The sequence below is a fragment of the Sphingomonas sp. 28-62-11 genome, assembly GCF_002278865.1.
In the GTDB taxonomy this organism is placed as follows: domain Bacteria; phylum Pseudomonadota; class Alphaproteobacteria; order Sphingomonadales; family Sphingomonadaceae; genus Sphingomonas.
The window spans coordinates 21,635-36,290 of sequence record NZ_NCGB01000008.1; the positions used below are offsets into that span (position 1 = coordinate 21,635).

15 protein-coding genes are annotated in these 14,656 nt (G+C 63.1%); 6 read left to right on the plus strand and 9 right to left on the minus strand.

The window, feature by feature from the left end; translation table 11 throughout:
- Nucleotide 1 precedes the first annotated feature (1 nt).
- Nucleotides 2-3,589 (plus strand): M1 family aminopeptidase, encoded by a 3,588-nt coding sequence (locus tag B7Y49_RS03710; RefSeq protein WP_374126225.1) that lies wholly within the window; start codon nucleotides 2-4, stop codon nucleotides 3,587-3,589.
- A 21-nt stretch (nucleotides 3,590-3,610) separates the two neighbouring features.
- On the opposite strand, the gene chrA is transcribed toward B7Y49_RS03710, so the two are convergent.
- The 3 genes from chrA to B7Y49_RS03725 form a co-directional block, all read right to left on the minus strand.
- A complete protein-coding gene (gene chrA / locus B7Y49_RS03715; RefSeq protein WP_374126226.1) occupies nucleotides 3,611-4,804 on the minus strand; it encodes a chromate efflux transporter in 1,194 nt (397 codons plus the stop codon).
- Nucleotides 4,805-5,013: 209 nt separating this feature from the next.
- Nucleotides 5,014-6,549: an ABC transporter permease/substrate-binding protein gene (locus tag B7Y49_RS03720; RefSeq protein WP_374126227.1), complete on the minus strand. Its 1,536-nt coding sequence runs from the start codon at nucleotides 6,547-6,549 to the stop codon at nucleotides 5,014-5,016.
- Entirely contained in the window at nucleotides 6,546-7,331 is a 786-nt protein-coding gene (locus B7Y49_RS03725) for an ABC transporter ATP-binding protein (protein ID WP_374126228.1), read from the minus strand. Before B7Y49_RS03725 ends, B7Y49_RS03720 begins: the two co-directional genes overlap by 4 nt.
- A gap of 59 nt (nucleotides 7,332-7,390) precedes the next feature.
- On the opposite strand from B7Y49_RS03725, the gene B7Y49_RS03730 reads away from it, so the two are divergent.
- Nucleotides 7,391-8,185 carry an SDR family oxidoreductase gene (locus B7Y49_RS03730; protein WP_374126229.1) on the plus strand — a complete coding sequence of 265 codons (795 nt, stop codon included), beginning with the start codon at nucleotides 7,391-7,393 and terminating at the stop codon, nucleotides 8,183-8,185.
- A 133-nt stretch (nucleotides 8,186-8,318) separates the two neighbouring features.
- Here B7Y49_RS03730 and B7Y49_RS03735 read toward each other — a convergent pair whose 3' ends face one another.
- Nucleotides 8,319-8,609 carry a 4a-hydroxytetrahydrobiopterin dehydratase gene (locus B7Y49_RS03735; protein WP_374126230.1) on the minus strand — a complete coding sequence of 97 codons (291 nt, stop codon included), beginning with the start codon at nucleotides 8,607-8,609 and terminating at the stop codon, nucleotides 8,319-8,321.
- Nucleotides 8,610-8,656: 47 nt separating this feature from the next.
- On the opposite strand from B7Y49_RS03735, the gene B7Y49_RS03740 reads away from it, so the two are divergent.
- The 4 genes from B7Y49_RS03740 (at nucleotide 8,657) to B7Y49_RS03755 (ending at nucleotide 10,789) form a co-directional block, all read left to right on the plus strand.
- Complete coding sequence (locus B7Y49_RS03740) at nucleotides 8,657-9,046, plus strand: metallopeptidase family protein (RefSeq protein ID WP_374126231.1); 390 nt, start codon at nucleotides 8,657-8,659, stop codon at nucleotides 9,044-9,046.
- The gene (ccmA, locus tag B7Y49_RS03745) at nucleotides 9,043-9,633 is read left to right on the plus strand and encodes a heme ABC exporter ATP-binding protein CcmA (RefSeq protein ID WP_374126232.1); all 591 of its coding nucleotides are present in this window, start codon (nucleotides 9,043-9,045) and stop codon (nucleotides 9,631-9,633) included. Before B7Y49_RS03740 ends, ccmA begins: the two co-directional genes overlap by 4 nt.
- The gene (locus tag B7Y49_RS03750; protein WP_374126233.1) at nucleotides 9,630-10,268 is read left to right on the plus strand and encodes a heme exporter protein CcmB; all 639 of its coding nucleotides are present in this window, start codon (nucleotides 9,630-9,632) and stop codon (nucleotides 10,266-10,268) included. Before ccmA ends, B7Y49_RS03750 begins: the two co-directional genes overlap by 4 nt.
- Before the next feature lie 140 nt (nucleotides 10,269-10,408).
- Nucleotides 10,409-10,789 carry a cytochrome c family protein gene (locus B7Y49_RS03755; protein WP_374126234.1) on the plus strand — a complete coding sequence of 127 codons (381 nt, stop codon included), beginning with the start codon at nucleotides 10,409-10,411 and terminating at the stop codon, nucleotides 10,787-10,789.
- A gap of 42 nt (nucleotides 10,790-10,831) precedes the next feature.
- On the opposite strand, the gene B7Y49_RS03760 is transcribed toward B7Y49_RS03755, so the two are convergent.
- Genes B7Y49_RS03760 through B7Y49_RS03780 form a run of 5 tightly spaced genes read right to left on the minus strand, consistent with a single transcriptional unit; the run spans nucleotide 10,832 to nucleotide 14,650 of the window.
- Nucleotides 10,832-11,695, minus strand: coding sequence for a class I SAM-dependent methyltransferase (locus B7Y49_RS03760; protein ID WP_374126235.1), 864 nt, complete (start codon nucleotides 11,693-11,695; stop codon nucleotides 10,832-10,834).
- Nucleotides 11,692-13,092, minus strand: a complete 1,401-nt coding sequence (gene thrC / locus B7Y49_RS03765) for a threonine synthase (RefSeq protein ID WP_374126236.1) — start codon at nucleotides 13,090-13,092, stop codon at nucleotides 11,692-11,694. Before thrC ends, B7Y49_RS03760 begins: the two co-directional genes overlap by 4 nt.
- Nucleotides 13,093-13,135: 43 nt before the next feature.
- Nucleotides 13,136-13,768: an SURF1 family protein gene (locus B7Y49_RS03770; RefSeq protein ID WP_374126237.1), complete on the minus strand. Its 633-nt coding sequence runs from the start codon at nucleotides 13,766-13,768 to the stop codon at nucleotides 13,136-13,138.
- Nucleotides 13,765-14,157, minus strand: a complete 393-nt coding sequence (locus tag B7Y49_RS03775) for a DUF983 domain-containing protein (RefSeq protein ID WP_374126238.1) — start codon at nucleotides 14,155-14,157, stop codon at nucleotides 13,765-13,767. Before B7Y49_RS03775 ends, B7Y49_RS03770 begins: the two co-directional genes overlap by 4 nt.
- The gene (locus B7Y49_RS03780; protein ID WP_374126239.1) at nucleotides 14,144-14,650 is read right to left on the minus strand and encodes a DUF3291 domain-containing protein; all 507 of its coding nucleotides are present in this window, start codon (nucleotides 14,648-14,650) and stop codon (nucleotides 14,144-14,146) included. Before B7Y49_RS03780 ends, B7Y49_RS03775 begins: the two co-directional genes overlap by 14 nt.
- Between the last annotated feature and the right edge of the window lie 6 nt (nucleotides 14,651-14,656).

Here is a 14,656-nt window from a genome sequence, read left to right on the forward strand (position 1 = left end):
GATGTTCGCCAAGATCGCCGCATTCGAGCTGCGCTATCAGTTCAGCAATCCCGTTTTTTGGGTCGTCTCTATCCTGTTTTTCCTGCTCACCTTTGGGGCGGCGACGGTCGAGCAGATTCAGATCGGCAGCGGGGGTAATGTTCATAAGAACAGCCCGTTCGCCATTACCCAGACGCATCTGATATTGTCGCTGTTTTTCATGTTCGTGACGACCGCGTTTGTTGCCAACGTCATCGTCCGGGACGACGAAAGCGGCTTCGGGCCGATGGTCCGCTCGACGCGCGTCACCAAATTCGATTACCTGATGGCGCGCTTTCTCGGCGCGTTTTTGGCAGCGGCGGTAGCATTTGCGGCGGTACCACTGGCGATCTGGATCGGATCGTTCATGCCCTGGGTCGATAGCGAGACGCTCGGGCCGAATCGGTTGACGGCTTACGCCTATGCCTATTTCGTCATGGCCCTGCCCAATGTTTTCCTGACATCGGCGATCTTCTTTGCGGTTGCGACGATGACGCGATCGATGATGTATTCCTATGTCGGCGTCGTCGTGTTTCTGGTCGCCTATCTGGTGTTCAATAGTGTCGCGCGCACCCAGCCCAACGTGCGCGAATGGATCGGCTATGTCGAACCGTTCGGGATTGCGGCTTTCGGCACCGTCACCAGATATTGGACAGCAACCGAATCAAACACCCTGACCCCGCCGATCAACGGCATGCTCATCGCCAACCGCGCGATCTGGCTTGCAGTGTCGGTAGCGGTGCTGGGCTTTGCCTATTCGCGCTTCAGCTTTGCCGAACGCGGCGTATCGAAGCGCAAGCTGAAGAAGCTGGCGAAGAGCGAGGCAAAGCTGGCCAAGACGGCACCGCTGCTGGTCACCAAACTGCCCGCGGTTCGCCCCCAGGCTGCCGCGGCGGCGCGGATGATGGCGCGCATTCGCTTCGAAATGGCCCAGGTGTTCAAGAGCCCGGCTTTCTTCGTCCTGATGCTGGTCGGCTTGTTCAATGCAGGCGGCAGCCTGATGTTTGCGGGCGAAATTTACGGCACGCCCCCGCGGCCGTTGACGTTTGCCGTTATCCAGCAGCTGTTCGGCAGTTTCACGATTATTCCGATCATCATTGCGATCTATTATTCGGGTGAACTCGTCTGGCGCGATCGCGAGCGCAAGATGCACGAGATTATCGATGCAACGTCGCTGCCCAACTGGGCCTATCTGATCCCCAAGACGCTGGCGCTCTCCGCCGTGCTGTTCGCCACGTTGCTGATTTCGATAGTCGCAGCGGTCCTTATCCAGCTCGGGCGCGGGCAGACTAATCTGGAACTCGGCCAGTATTTTGCCTGGTATCTGGTGCCGACCACGGTCGACATGATCCTGCTCGCGGTGCTGGCGATCTTCGTCCAGGCGCTCAGCCCGAACAAGTTCGTCGGCTGGGGCGTGATGGTCGTGTATACCGTTGCGACGATCACCCTCATCAATATCGGTTTCGAACACCCGCTCTACACCTATGGGAGCACGGGCAATACCCAGCTGTCGGACATGAACGGGGACCAGGTCGGCGGGGCTATGGGCTGGTGGCTTCGGCTTTACTGGGGCGGCGTTGCCGTGATGCTGGCGGTGCTCGCGCATCTGCTATGGCGGCGCGGTACGATCGCCAATCTGATGCCCCGCCTGCGCCGGATGCCTGCCCGGCTGGCCGGCGTTCCTGGCCTGATCATGGGCGCTGGCGCAGTGACGGCCGCGGCGACCGGCGGGTTCATCTTCTACAACACCAATGTGCTCAACGAGTATAAGGTGCGTGATGATCGGCAGAAGGAACTCGCCGATTATGAGAAGAAATATCTGAAATACGAGAGCGTTAAACAGCCATCCACCACCGATATCGTGTTCAAGGTCGATCTCTATCCCAAGGAACAGCGGATGGAGGCCTCGGGCAGCTACAAGCTGGTCAACGATACTGGTGCGCCGCTCACCGATCTGCACGTCCGTTTCCCCGATCAGAATATCAAGGTGCTTGATGTGCAGGTGCCGGGGGCGAAATTGGCGATGGACGATCCGGCGTTCAAATATCGCATCTATCGCTTTGGCACGCCGCTCGCGCCGGGGGGCACGGCCAGCCTGACGTTCAAGACGCAGCGCTGGCAGCAGGGTTTCCGGGCCAATGGCGACGATACTCAGATGATCGCCAACGGCACCTTCCTGAACAACAGCGATTTCTCGCCGCAGATCGGCATGGGTCGGGCGGGCTTGCTTTCTGATCGCGTGACACGCCGCAAATACGGGCTGCCCGCCGAATTGCGTATGGCCAAGCTGGAAGATACCGCCGCCCAGGCGCGCAACTATATCGGCGATGCTGATTGGGTGCGATCGGATATCACCGTTTCCACCGATGCCGGGCAGACGCCAATCGCGCCGGGCAAGAAGGTGTCCGACGTGACGGCGGGCGGCAGGCGGACGGCGCATTTTGTCGCGACCGCGCCGATTCTGGCTTTTTTCTCCGTCCAGTCGGCGGCTTATGCCGAAAAATCGGCCGATGCGGGTGGCGTGAAGACGACGGTCTATTACGATCCCAAGCACGAATATAATGTCGATCGCATGCTCAAGGCGATGAAGCTCAGCCTCGATTATTACCGGGCGAATTTTGGGCCTTATCAGTTCGATTACACGCGGATCATCGAGTTTCCGGGCTATCAGACCTTCGCACAGGCCTTTGCCGGGACGGTGCCTTACTCAGAGCGGATCGGGTTCATCGCCGATACGCGTGACGCGAACGAGATCGATTACGTCACCTATGTGACCGCGCATGAACTGGGCCACCAATATTGGGCACACCAGATCATCTCGGCCGAAATGCAGGGCGGCACCGTGCTCGTCGAGACGATGGCGCAATATTCGGCGATGATGGTGATGAAGAAGCTCTATGGCGAGGATAAGATGCGCCGGTTCCTGAAGTATGAGCTCGACAATTATCTGCGCGCGCGGGGCTCCGAAGCGATTGAGGAACTGCCGCTCGAGCGCGTCGAGAACCAGGGCTATATCCATTACCGCAAAGGCGCGGTGGTGATGTACCTGCTCCAGGACCGGCTGGGTGAGGACCGCATGAACGCGATGCTCGCGCAGTTGCTCAACAAATACCGGTTCAAGAGCCAGCCTTATGCCCGGTCGCTCGATCTGGTGAACGGCCTGAAATCGATCGCGCGTGACGATGCCGAACGCGCGCTGATCAGCGATCTGTTTGAGAAGATCACGATCTATGATCTGAAGGCCACGACCGCGACGGTGAAGAAGCTGCCCGATGGCCGGTTTGAAACAGTGGTGACCGTGACGGGCGATAAATTCTACGCCGATGGCAAGGGCAAGGAGACCAAGGCGACGCTCGACGACATTATCGAGATCGGCCTGTTCGCGGCCCGCCCCGGCATTGGCGCGTTCAACAGCAAGGACGTGGATTTCATCGAACGCCGCCCCGTGAAATCGGGCGAGCAGCAGATCCGCGTAATTTCCAAGCGCAAACCCGCCTTTGCCGGGGTGGACCCGTACAACAAATATATCGATCGCAATTCGGACGATAATGTCGTGGCGGTGACGGGGTAGGGTAGACGTTGATCGGCGGGGTTATGCGAACAGCAGCGCCCCGCCTATCCCGCCGAGCGCCAACAGCACCGGCGTCGCGAGTTTGCTCTTCCATCGCGATGTGCCGATCAGGGCGGCGGTGCCCAGTAGTACAATCGGCCACGTGGTCGGCGCCCGGTCAAGCGTTGCCACCGTCAGCTGGGCGCAGGTCGTAGCGATAATGCCGACGACCGCAGCCGCGATCCCATCGAGCAGACGGTGCAACGCCGGGGCTTCGACGAGTTGCTCGAGCCGTTCGAAAAAGACCATCGAAAAGGCAAAAGCCGGCAAGAACATCCCCGCCGTCAACGCCAGCGCCCCGGCCCAGCCGCCAGCCTGAAATCCGGCAAAGGTGCCGAAAATCACCAGCGGCGCGGGCAACACCCCGGCAATCGCAACCCCGTCCAGAAACGCGCCGTCGCTAATCCAGCCCCGCCCAACGGTATCCGCGCGGACATAGGGAATGGCGGTATAGGCACCGCCGAACGTCAACAGCCCGCCTTTCAGTCCGGCAACGAACAGCGCAAGTGTTGTCGCCTGGATGGCAGCCGTTGTAGCAAGGTTCGGTGTTACGCCGATCCCGCTTCCGGTAACGCCCCAGCCGAGCAAGGCGGCAACCGCCATCAGCAATGCTGCCGCGATCATGCGCAGCCCCAGCGCGTGCACGATCCCCCCGGCGGCGAGCGGCACCCAAAAGGGCACGCCGACCAGCGTCGCCAGCGCGCTCACCACGGCGATCGCGATCAGGCTGTTCTCAATCAGGATGTGGCTGCCGATACGGTAAATCGCGCGCACGATAATGCCGATCACCGCCGCCTGTACGCCCAGCAATACTCCCGCCAGCTCCGGCTGTCCGGCGATATAGGTCGCGTAGGCCCAGGCACAGCCGAGCATCAGCACCAGTCCCGGCAGCATGAACCCGAGCCCGGCGAGAAGGCCACCGATCCGCCCGCGCGCCATGATCCCCAGATGCACGCACAGCTCATGCGCTTCCGGCCCGGGCAGTACCTGCATCACCGCGAGCAACCGGTTGAAGCGCGGTACCGAAATCCAGCGCTCATCATCCACCAGCGCCTGCCGGATCATCGCAATCTGCGCGACCGGCCCGCCAAAGGCGAGCGCGCCGAAGCGGAGGAATTTCAGGAAAAGCGCGGGCAGGGTGATCGACGGCACACCAGCATCTTCGGTGGTTGTCATACAGATCGCTTCTCCCGGCATCTACGTCCGTTCGCCCTGAGCGAAGTCGAAGGGTACGCGCAGCGCCTGGTCTTCGACGTAGCCTGTCCTCGGGATCGGCAAAGGCGATACCCGGGGCTCAGCCCGAACGGTAAGGGGTGAGGGGGCTACTCAACCAAAAGGAACGTCTTCGGTCAAAATAGACCTTGTCGCCCTGCATGATAGACGGGCTATCGCCCGATCCGCGCCTCTAGCCAGGTCGCTGCCTCTTCGGGGCTGGCCTTGTCGGTGTCGCGATCGACCATGTAATTCGCCTCGCGCATCAGCTCGACCGGGATATGGCCGATGAGCGGGCGCACGGCGTTGAGGAAGCGGTCGTCCTTGGCATGGTCGCGGTCGACCATCAGGATCGCGTTATAGCCGGGGATCGCGCCTTTGGGATCGCCAAGCACCGTCAGCTTTTGCGCCGCGATCCGCCCGTCGGAGGAGAAAGCGGAGATTACATCGGCACGGCCACTGTCGATCGCGCGGTACATGAAGGTGGGGTTATACGCCTGGGCCGATTTGAAGCTGAGCGGATAGGCGCGCTTCACCGCCGCCCATTCTGGGCGTTCGAGAAATTCGAGGTCGGAGCCGAACGCCAGCGCCGGCGCCTGCGCCACCAGATCATCGAGTGTCGCGATACCGAGCTTTTTTGCCTGGTCCCCGCGCATCGCAAAGGCATAGGCGTTTTCGAAACCCAACGCGCCGAGCATGCGGATGCCGTGGGTCTTGTCGGTCCAGCCGGCGATTCCCTGCACGATGGCGGCGCGGGGCGGCACATCGGTGCGCTTCATTTCGTTGGTCCAGATCGTGCCCGAATAATCGACATAGACGTCGATATCGCCGCTCGCGAGCGCGCCGAACACCACCGCCGATCCCAGCCCCTCGCGGTAGGTGACGCGGTAGCCCGCGCGTTCGAGCCGGTGGCCGATTAGCCGGGCAAGAATATATTGCTCAGAAAATCCTTTTGCGCCGACGACGACGCTTTTCTGCCCGGTCGGCAGCATCGGCGTGAGTGCCAGCAGAATGCCCGCTGCCAGCACGCCAAGTGCAACAAAGGCGCGGATGCGTTTGCGGTATGCGATGGCGTGCTCGACCACGCCGAGCAGCGCATCGACCACCAGCGCCAGTGTCGCCGCCGTCAGGCACCCGGCGAGCACCAGCGCCCAGTTCTGCGTCTGCAGCCCGGCGAAGATCATGTCGCCGAGGCTTGGTTGCCCGACCGTGGTGGACAGGGTGGCCGCGCCGATCGTCCAGACGGCGGCGGTGCGGATGCCGGCCATCAGCACGGGCGAGACGAGGGGTGCTTCGACCAGCAGCAGTTTCTGCCATGCCGTCATCCCCACGCCGTCGGCGGCCTCGATTACTGCGGGATCGAGGCTGGTCAGCCCCGTCACGCCGTTGCGCAGGATCGGCAGCAGCGCATACAGCGTCAGCGCCAGCAACGAGGGCAGGAAGCCGAGCGCGGGGATGCCGCCGCCCACCAGCGCTGATAGCGACAGCAGCAGCGGGTAGAAGAGAGCGAGCAGCGCGAGGCTCGGGATCGTCTGCACCAGGCTCGCAAAACCGAGCGCGGTGCGTGCCACCAATGGTCGCCGGGCCGACCAGATGGCGAGCGGCAGGCTGATCACCAGCCCCAGCATCAGCGCGGACGCCGCCAGCAACAGATGCGCCGCCAACAGATCGGGCACGCGCGCCAGCGCATCGAAGAACGGGCTGTTCATGCCTCGCCCTCCAGCGCGCGCAGCCGCCGCGCCTGCTCGCGCGGCACCGCGACGAGCGCATCGGCCTGCGCGCCGCCCTCGCCTGCGATGAGAGCGCGCGGCGTGCAATCCGCGACGATCCGGCCGGCGTCCATCACCAGCACGCGGTCCGCCAACAGCAATGCCTCGGCCATGTCGTGCGTCACCATGATCGTCGTCAGGCCAAGCCGGTCGTGCAGCCCCCGGATCGAGGCGCCCAGCTGATCGCGGGTGACCGGATCGAGCGCGCCGAACGGCTCGTCCATGATCAGCAGCCCCGGCTCGGTTGCCAGCGCGCGCGCCACGCCGACGCGCTGGCGCTGTCCGCCCGACAGCGCATCCGGAGTGCGACTGGCGAAATCGCGCGGCAGATCGACCAGATCGAGCAAGTCGCCCACCCGCGCCGCATTATCCTTGCTGCCGCTCAGCCGCAGCCCGATCGCGATATTCTCGGCCACTGTCAGATGCGGAAACAACCCGACATTCTGGAAGATATAGCCGATCCGGCGGCGCAACAGATGGGCGTCTTCCTCCCCCACCGGCGCATTATTGACCAGCACGCGGCCGCTGCTCGGTTCGACCAGCCGGTTGATCATCTTCAGCAGCGTCGATTTGCCCGAGCCCGAACTGCCGACCAACGCGACGAAACTGCCCGCAGCGATCGTTACCGATACCGTGTCGACGGCGTTCGCGCCGCCTGCATATCGCTTCGATACGGCCTCAAACGAGACGGACGGGCCAGTATTGCGCGATTCTTGTGGCATCGCCGCTGGTGATGCGGGATGAAGCGCGCAAGGTCAAACAGGGGCGAACAGGGGGTATCATGAGCAGCACCAAGGCAATCTTCATCACCGGTGGTGGATCGGGCATTGGCCGCGCAGTGGCGATCCTGTTCGCGAGCCGGGGCTGGCATGTGGGCCTGGCCGATGTGAATGCAGCCGCCCTCGCTGAGACCGCGGCCTTGCTCCCCGCCGGGCAGACAACGACGCATGTTATGGATGTGCGCGACCGCGATGGCTGGAAAGTCGCGCTCGATGCCTTTGTCGCCACAAGCGGCGGGCGGCTGGACGTGCTGTTCAACAATGCCGGGATCGCGGCAGGCGGCACGCTGGCCGACAACAGCTTCGATGAGATCGACCGGGTGGTCGGCATCAACCTCATGGGCGTCATCAACGGCGCGAAGATCGGCTATCCTTATCTGAAGGCAACGCCCGGATCCTGCCTGCTCAATACGGCCTCTGCGGCGGGTATTTATGGCGGGCCCGGGATCGGCATCTATGCGGTCACCAAGTTCGGGGTGCGGGCGCTCACCGAATCACTCGATGGCGAATGGGCAGCGGATGGCATCAAGGTGCGATCGTTGATGCCGAGCTTTATCGATACGCCGTTGTTGCAGGCCGGGATCACCGGATCGAACCGATCGGTAAAGGAAGCGGTGATCGATGGCGGCATGGAAATCACGCCCGTGGTCGACGTTGCACAAGCGGCATGGGATGCGGTGCACGGTGACAAGCTGCACACGCTCGTCGGCAAAACGGCAAAGCGCCTCGCTTTTGCTGCGCGCTGGATGCCAGGCGGGCTGCGTAAGCAAATGAAGACGCGGCAGGCGCTGCGCTAAGGGGGCGAGGCCCTTCGTTTTACAATCAACCTCCTCCGTTCGGGCTGAGCGAAGTCGAAGCCCAGGCGCTGTGCGTGCCCTTCGACTTCGCTCAGGGCGAACGGATGTTGGGCGATTTTAGTGAAATGTCACACTAATCGACCAGCGCGTCGATTGCCGCCGCCAGTTCGGTATCGCGGTGACTCAGCCCGCCTGCATCGTGCGTGGTCAGCAGGATATCGACGCGGTTCCAAACATTCGACCATTCGGGGTGATGGTCCGCCTTTTCGGCGAGCAGCGCGACCCGGCTCATGAAGCCAAATGCCTCGACGAAGTCGGTGAACACAAGGCTGCGGGTGATGGCATCGCGGGCTTCGTCCCAATCCCAGTCGGGCAGGCCATCAAGCGCCTCGGCGCGTTCCGCTTCGCTTAACTGCTCGACCATCTTCGTCCTCTTGCCGTGGCTTGCCGCCTGAGCCTATGTGCCTTGCCATGACAGGGCAAGCACCGACTGCAGAGCAAATCGAGGCACTGGCGCGCGGGGTGCTGAAGCGCCTGCCCGACCCGTTCGCCGCACATCTGGCCGATATCGTGCTGATCGTCGAGGAATTCGCCGATGAGGAGACGCTTGCCGATCTGGAAATCGAGGATCCGTTCGGCCTGACCGGGCTGTATCACGGCCAGCCGGTCGGCGATAAAAGCAGCATGCAATCGGGCGCGCTGCCTGATCGGATTCACCTGTATCGCCGCCCGATCCTGGACGAATGGTGCGATACCGGCGTCGATCTGAAGGCGCTGATCACGCATGTCGTCGTACACGAGGTCGGACATCATTTCGGGCTGTCGGATGATGATATGCATGCGTTGGAAGCTCAAGCTTGAGCGGACTAGCGTTTGACGCTGTCGCCTGCACACGCGGCGGGCGGCTGCTGTTCGACAATGTTTCGTTTGCATTGGATGGCGGTGATGCGCTGATCGTCAGCGGCCCGAACGGTATCGGCAAATCGAGCCTCATCCGGATCGCTGCCGGGTTGCTGCCACCTTCCGCCGGGACTGTGGCGGGGAGCGTGGCGCGCGCCTATCTCGCCGAAGCACATGCGCTCGACCCCGAACGGACACTGGCCGATTCGCTGCTGTTCTGGGCGCGGATCGACAGCGCGGGGCGTGCCGAGGTCGCGGCGGCGCTGGAGGAGATTGGCCTCGCGCATATCGCCACCGTGCCGGTGCGGTTGCTGTCGACCGGGCAGCGCCGCCGTGCGGCGCTTGCACCGTTGATTGCGGGGCGGGCGCCCGTGTGGCTGCTCGACGAACCGGCAAGTGGACTCGACGTGGCATCGGTGGCGCGGCTGGGGGAAATCATCGCGGCACACCGTGGGCGGGGTGGGGCGGTGTTGATCGCGACACATCAGCCGATCGACGTCCCCGGCGCGCGCGAGATGACACTGGCGGGCGTGGAGGCGGTGGCATGATCTGGCTGCTGATCGTGCGCGATGTCCGCCGGGCCTGGACCGGGGGCGGGGCGGTGTTTCCGGTCGCCTTCTTCCTGCTCGCCTGCATCCTGTTTCCCTTCGGCGTCGGGCCGGATCGAGAACTGCTCGCGCGGATCGGCGGCGGCGTGATCTGGGCGGCGGCCTTGCTCGCGGCATTGTTGCCGGTCGAGCGGCTGGTGTCGCCCGATGCCGATGCCGGCGTGCTCGATCAGATCGCGGTGCGCGGCGGTAGTTTGGTCGAGGTAGCAGCGGCCAAGATGATCGCGCACTGGATCAGTTTTGGCCCGCCGCTGATGCTGGCGGCGGTGGTGGCGAGCGGCTTGCTGGGCATTGATGCGGCGACATTGGGGGCGATCGAGTTGGGGCTGCTGGTCGGCACGCCAGGGCTGGCCGCGCTGGCGGTGGCGACATCGGCACTGGTAGCGGGGCTTCGCGGGGCGAGTTCGGTTGCGGGATTGGTGATGCTCCCGCTGGCGGTGCCCTTGCTCATCTTTGGCGCAGGATCGATCGAGGGGGGCGAGGGGGCGTTGAAGCTGCTCGGCGCGGTAACGTTGCTGCTTATGGTGGGCGCTCCGGTGGTGGCAGCCGCGGCGATCCGCGTAGGGCGGGAATGAGCCGGATTCATCGGAAGGGTTCGAAGCGATGCCGCAACGGCCCTCATCCCGATAAATCGCCTTGGATTCATTGAACGCTTGATTGCGTCTCGTCGCCCGTTAAATTGGGGAGGTCCATCAATATCAGGAACGAAACCAATATGGTCAGGTATCTGCTTCCCGCTGCCATCGCTGCCACCGTCATCGCTATCCCTGCCGCTGCGCAGCCCATGCCAGCAGGCAATGCTGCTGCGGGCCAGAAGGTGTTTAATCAGTGCAAGGTTTGCCATGTAACCGACAAAGGCGTGAACCGTATCGGTCCGTCGCTGGCGGGCGTCGTCGGCCGCAAGTCTGGGACGGTGCCAGGCTTCAAATATTCTGCCGCAAACTTGAAAAGTGGTGTCGTTTGGACTGCGCCGACGCTTTATAAATATCTCGAAGCGCCGATGAAGTTCATGCCCGGCACCAAGATGGCCTTTGGTGGCCTGAAGAAGCCGCAGGACCGTGCGGATGTGATCGCCTTTCTGAAGACCAAGCCCTGATCGCAGCGTCGACGCGCTAAAGATTGGCTTCAAGCCTGATCTTTAGCGCGTCCACCGCGCGAAGATCGCGGTGGGTAGCAACAACCCCCGCGCTTCTTCGCGAACAGCCATTTCGCCGACTTCGACCGTGCCGCCCAGATCGGCCATCGCTTGCCGAACCAGCTCGCCGATCGCTAGCGCCGACATGCGCACCGCATAGACCGTTAGCACCAAAAACTTGCTGTCGGCATCGAGCAGCGCGCGGCAATCGGCGATCAGGGCAGGCAGGTTTTCTTCCAGCCGCCAAACCTCCCCGGTCGGCCCGCGACCAAACTTGGGCGGGTCCAGAAAAATGCCGTCATAACGTTTGCCACGACGGACCTCACGCGCGGTGAACTTCGCCGCGTCGTCGACCATCCAGCGGATCGGGCGATCAGCGAGGTCGGATAGGAACGCGTTTGCTTTGCCCGCCTCGACCGATTTCTTCGATGCGTCGACATGCGTCACCGCGGCGCCCCTCGCCGCCAGCGCAAGCGTGCCGACGCCTGTATAGCCGAACAGGTTCATCACCTGATCCCCCTCGGACACCCGTTCACGCATCCACGCCCATTGCGGCGCCATGTCAGGGAAAAAGGCGAGGTGGCGAAAGGGGGTATTCTGCGCGAGGAACAACAGCTCCTCCCACCGGATATGCCAACCGCCGCGTGGCACGTCCTTTGACAAATGCCAGCGCCCGCCGCCTTCCTCGTCCGACGCGCCGATGAAATCGCCGTCGGCTTCCCAATGGTCGCTGGCGGGTGCCCACATCGCCTGGGGTTCGGGGCGGATGAAGCGAAAGCGACCATATCGCTCCAGCTTGCGCCCATCGCCGCTATCCACCAAGCCGTAATCGGCCCAAGGCTCACCGATCAGCGTAATCAGGTTCACGAGCGTGCTGTTGCCCGCGCCGCGATAAACGAGGTCACGGCGTCGAAAGTGGCTGGCAGCGTCGTATAGCGCTCGGTCCGGTCGAACAGATTGCCGATACGGCTGGGCAGCGCTGGGCGGATACCCGTCGCCCGTTCGACGGCATCGCCAAACTTGGAAGGGTGTGCGGTGGCGAGCGTCACAACGGGTGTGTCGCCCAGATCGAGGCGGCGCGCGGCGGCGAGACCGATGGCGGTGTGCGGATCAATAATCTGCCCGGCCTCGGCCTGCGCCCAGCGCATGGCCAGCGCCATTTCATTCCCGTCGACCCGCGCACTGTCGAACAACCTTGCGGCACCATCGCGCTGGGTGTTGGTAAGCTGCATCGCGCGGCTGGCTTCGAAACCGCGCATCTGGGTTGCCATCGCAGCACCGTCGCGGCCACCCAGATCGAACAGCAGCCGTTCAAAATTGCTGCTTACCTGAATGTCCATCGACGGGCTCGGCGTGGGGACGACCGTTCCTTGCGAATAGTCCCCATCGCTGATCGCGCGGTGGAGGATGTCGTTCACATTGGTCGCAACGACCAGCCGGGCGACGGGCAGGCCCATTTTTGCGGCGACATAGCCTGCAAAGACGTCGCCGAAATTGCCTGTCGGCACCGAAAAGGCAACCGGCCGCTCCGGCGCGCCCAGCCGTACGGCGGCGTAGAAATAATAGACGATCTGCGCCATCAGCCGCGCCCAGTTGATCGAATTGACCGCTGACAGCGTGAAGCGCGTCGAAAACGACGAATCGTTGAACATCGCCTTCACCAACGCCTGGGCATCGTCGAAGCTTGCCCCTTCCAGCGCGATGTTGTGGACATTGGGGGCAAGCACCGTCGTCATCTGGCGGCGCTGCACATCGGAAACGCGGCCCTTGGGATGGAGCATGAACACATCGACCCCGGCACGCCCCGCCAGCGCATCGATCGCGGCGGAACCCGTGTCGCCGCTGGTCGCGCCGATCACGGTCAGCTGCTGTGTCGACCCGGTCAGAAACCGTTCGAACAGCAGTCCGACGAGCTGAAGCGCGACATCCTTGAACGCCAGCGTCGGCCCGTGGAACAGCTCGAGCAGCCAGTGTTGCTGGTCGAGCTGGACAAGCGGGGTGACGGCCGCATGAGAGAAGCGGCCATAGGCCTGGACGCACAAGGTGCGCAGATCGGCGCTGCTCATCGTATCGCCGATAAATGGGGTCATTACCGCTACCGCGGTATCGACATAGGATAGGCCGCGCAGCGCGGCGATCTGGTCGGTGTTTAGCGTGGGCCAGTGTTCGGGCACATACAGCCCGCCATCGCTGGCGAGCCCGGCCAGCGTGACCTGTTCGAAATCGAGAACGGGGGCGGCCCCGCGGGTACTGATATAGCGCATTACGCCCGCGTTAACGGGCGGTGCCGCACTGCACAAGCTTGGCTCAGGTAGCGGGCGGCGACGGGGCAGGCGCATCCCGCCATTTGCGGCGCAGCGCCAGTACATAAATCCCCACCGCAATCGCGGCGAAGAGGAACCACTGCACGCCATAGGCCAGATGATTGTTCGGGATCGAATCGATCTTAGGGCGGGGCGCGCGGGTGAAGCCCGGCGGCGGAGTATCCGCCACGATCATCAGCGTTTCGAGTTCGGTACTGAATAGATTGCCGATCAGGCTGCGCTTGGCAGGGGCGAGTGCAATCGTGCCGGTCACGTCGCCGCCGCGCCATTGCGGCTTGGCATTGGGATCGCGCGAAATGCCCATTTCGACGGCAAAGCCCGGCCCTTCCGCCCCGGTGCGGCACTGGGCGATGTAACGCCAGCCAAAGCGGCCTGCCCCTTCGGTTTTCCAGCTGGTCGGCTGAAGGCAAAAGGCACCGGTGCGCCGGAACAGCAGCGACTTGTCGGTCGGAATGCTCGGAAAAGCGATCGGCGGTCGTGACGGGTTGACTGCCAACTGGGCCAGGAACGCTTCTTTCTTTGGCAACCGATCGAATAGCTGCCAGCAACCAAGTGCGATCATCAAAGCGACCGCCAAGCCGACGATGATGGTGGGGATGACGGGAATGCGGTTCATGGTTTCGGCTTTTTCAGCTGACCCTCGTGCGCGGCGTTGCGATATTCGAGGCTGATCAGCGCCCCCTTGGATAGCCGAAGCGCGCCGATGATTCCGATTGCGGTCAGCGGGGTCCAGAGAAGCAGGTGCACCCAGATTGGCGGCGCAATCGTTAGCGTCAGCGTCACCGCGCCGATCATCACGATCGTGCCGATGATCAGCGTCAGGAAGGCCGCCGGACCGTCGCCGACATTGAAGGCGCCGATATCGAGATCGCATACCGCGCAGCGATCCGCGAAGTTGGTGATTCCCGCAAAAAGCGTCTTCGCGCCACAACGCGGGCACTGGCCGTGTAATGCTACCTGAATCGGCGTGGGCGGGGTTACCGCTGAGGTTTCAGGCGCGGCCAAGGCACCACGGGTCCGGGCGCATGTCGATTGGGGGGCCGATGTCGTTCGGTGCGGGAAAACGCGCTTTGAAGGTGAAGGCATGCGCGGTTGGCCCGAATCGATCGAGCATCCACAGCCGCGACAGGCCCTGCTCGACCGTCGGCAGCGTACCCGATTCGATCCACCACAGCGCCTGATAAGCGGTTCGGGTGGTTTCCATCCAGCTTCGGCGCTGCGCCATCACTTCGGTATGTGCGGTGCGATAGGTGAAATCGAACAGGCTTTCGGCATCCTGCCACACTGACATGTTGACGATCAACAGCGGATCAGGCGTCGGCTGTATCGCCGTGGCATCGCCATTCCCGTCCTGCAGCCGCCAGACAAAGCCTGGCGACGCATCTGCGAGCTCGTTGATCCGCGCCAGTTCATCGAAAAACCCGGCAACTTGCGGATCCCCCGCCGGCGCGATCAGCCGGGCGATGTTGATCTGGGCAAGCTGCCAGGGTGAGTGCATCAGTAG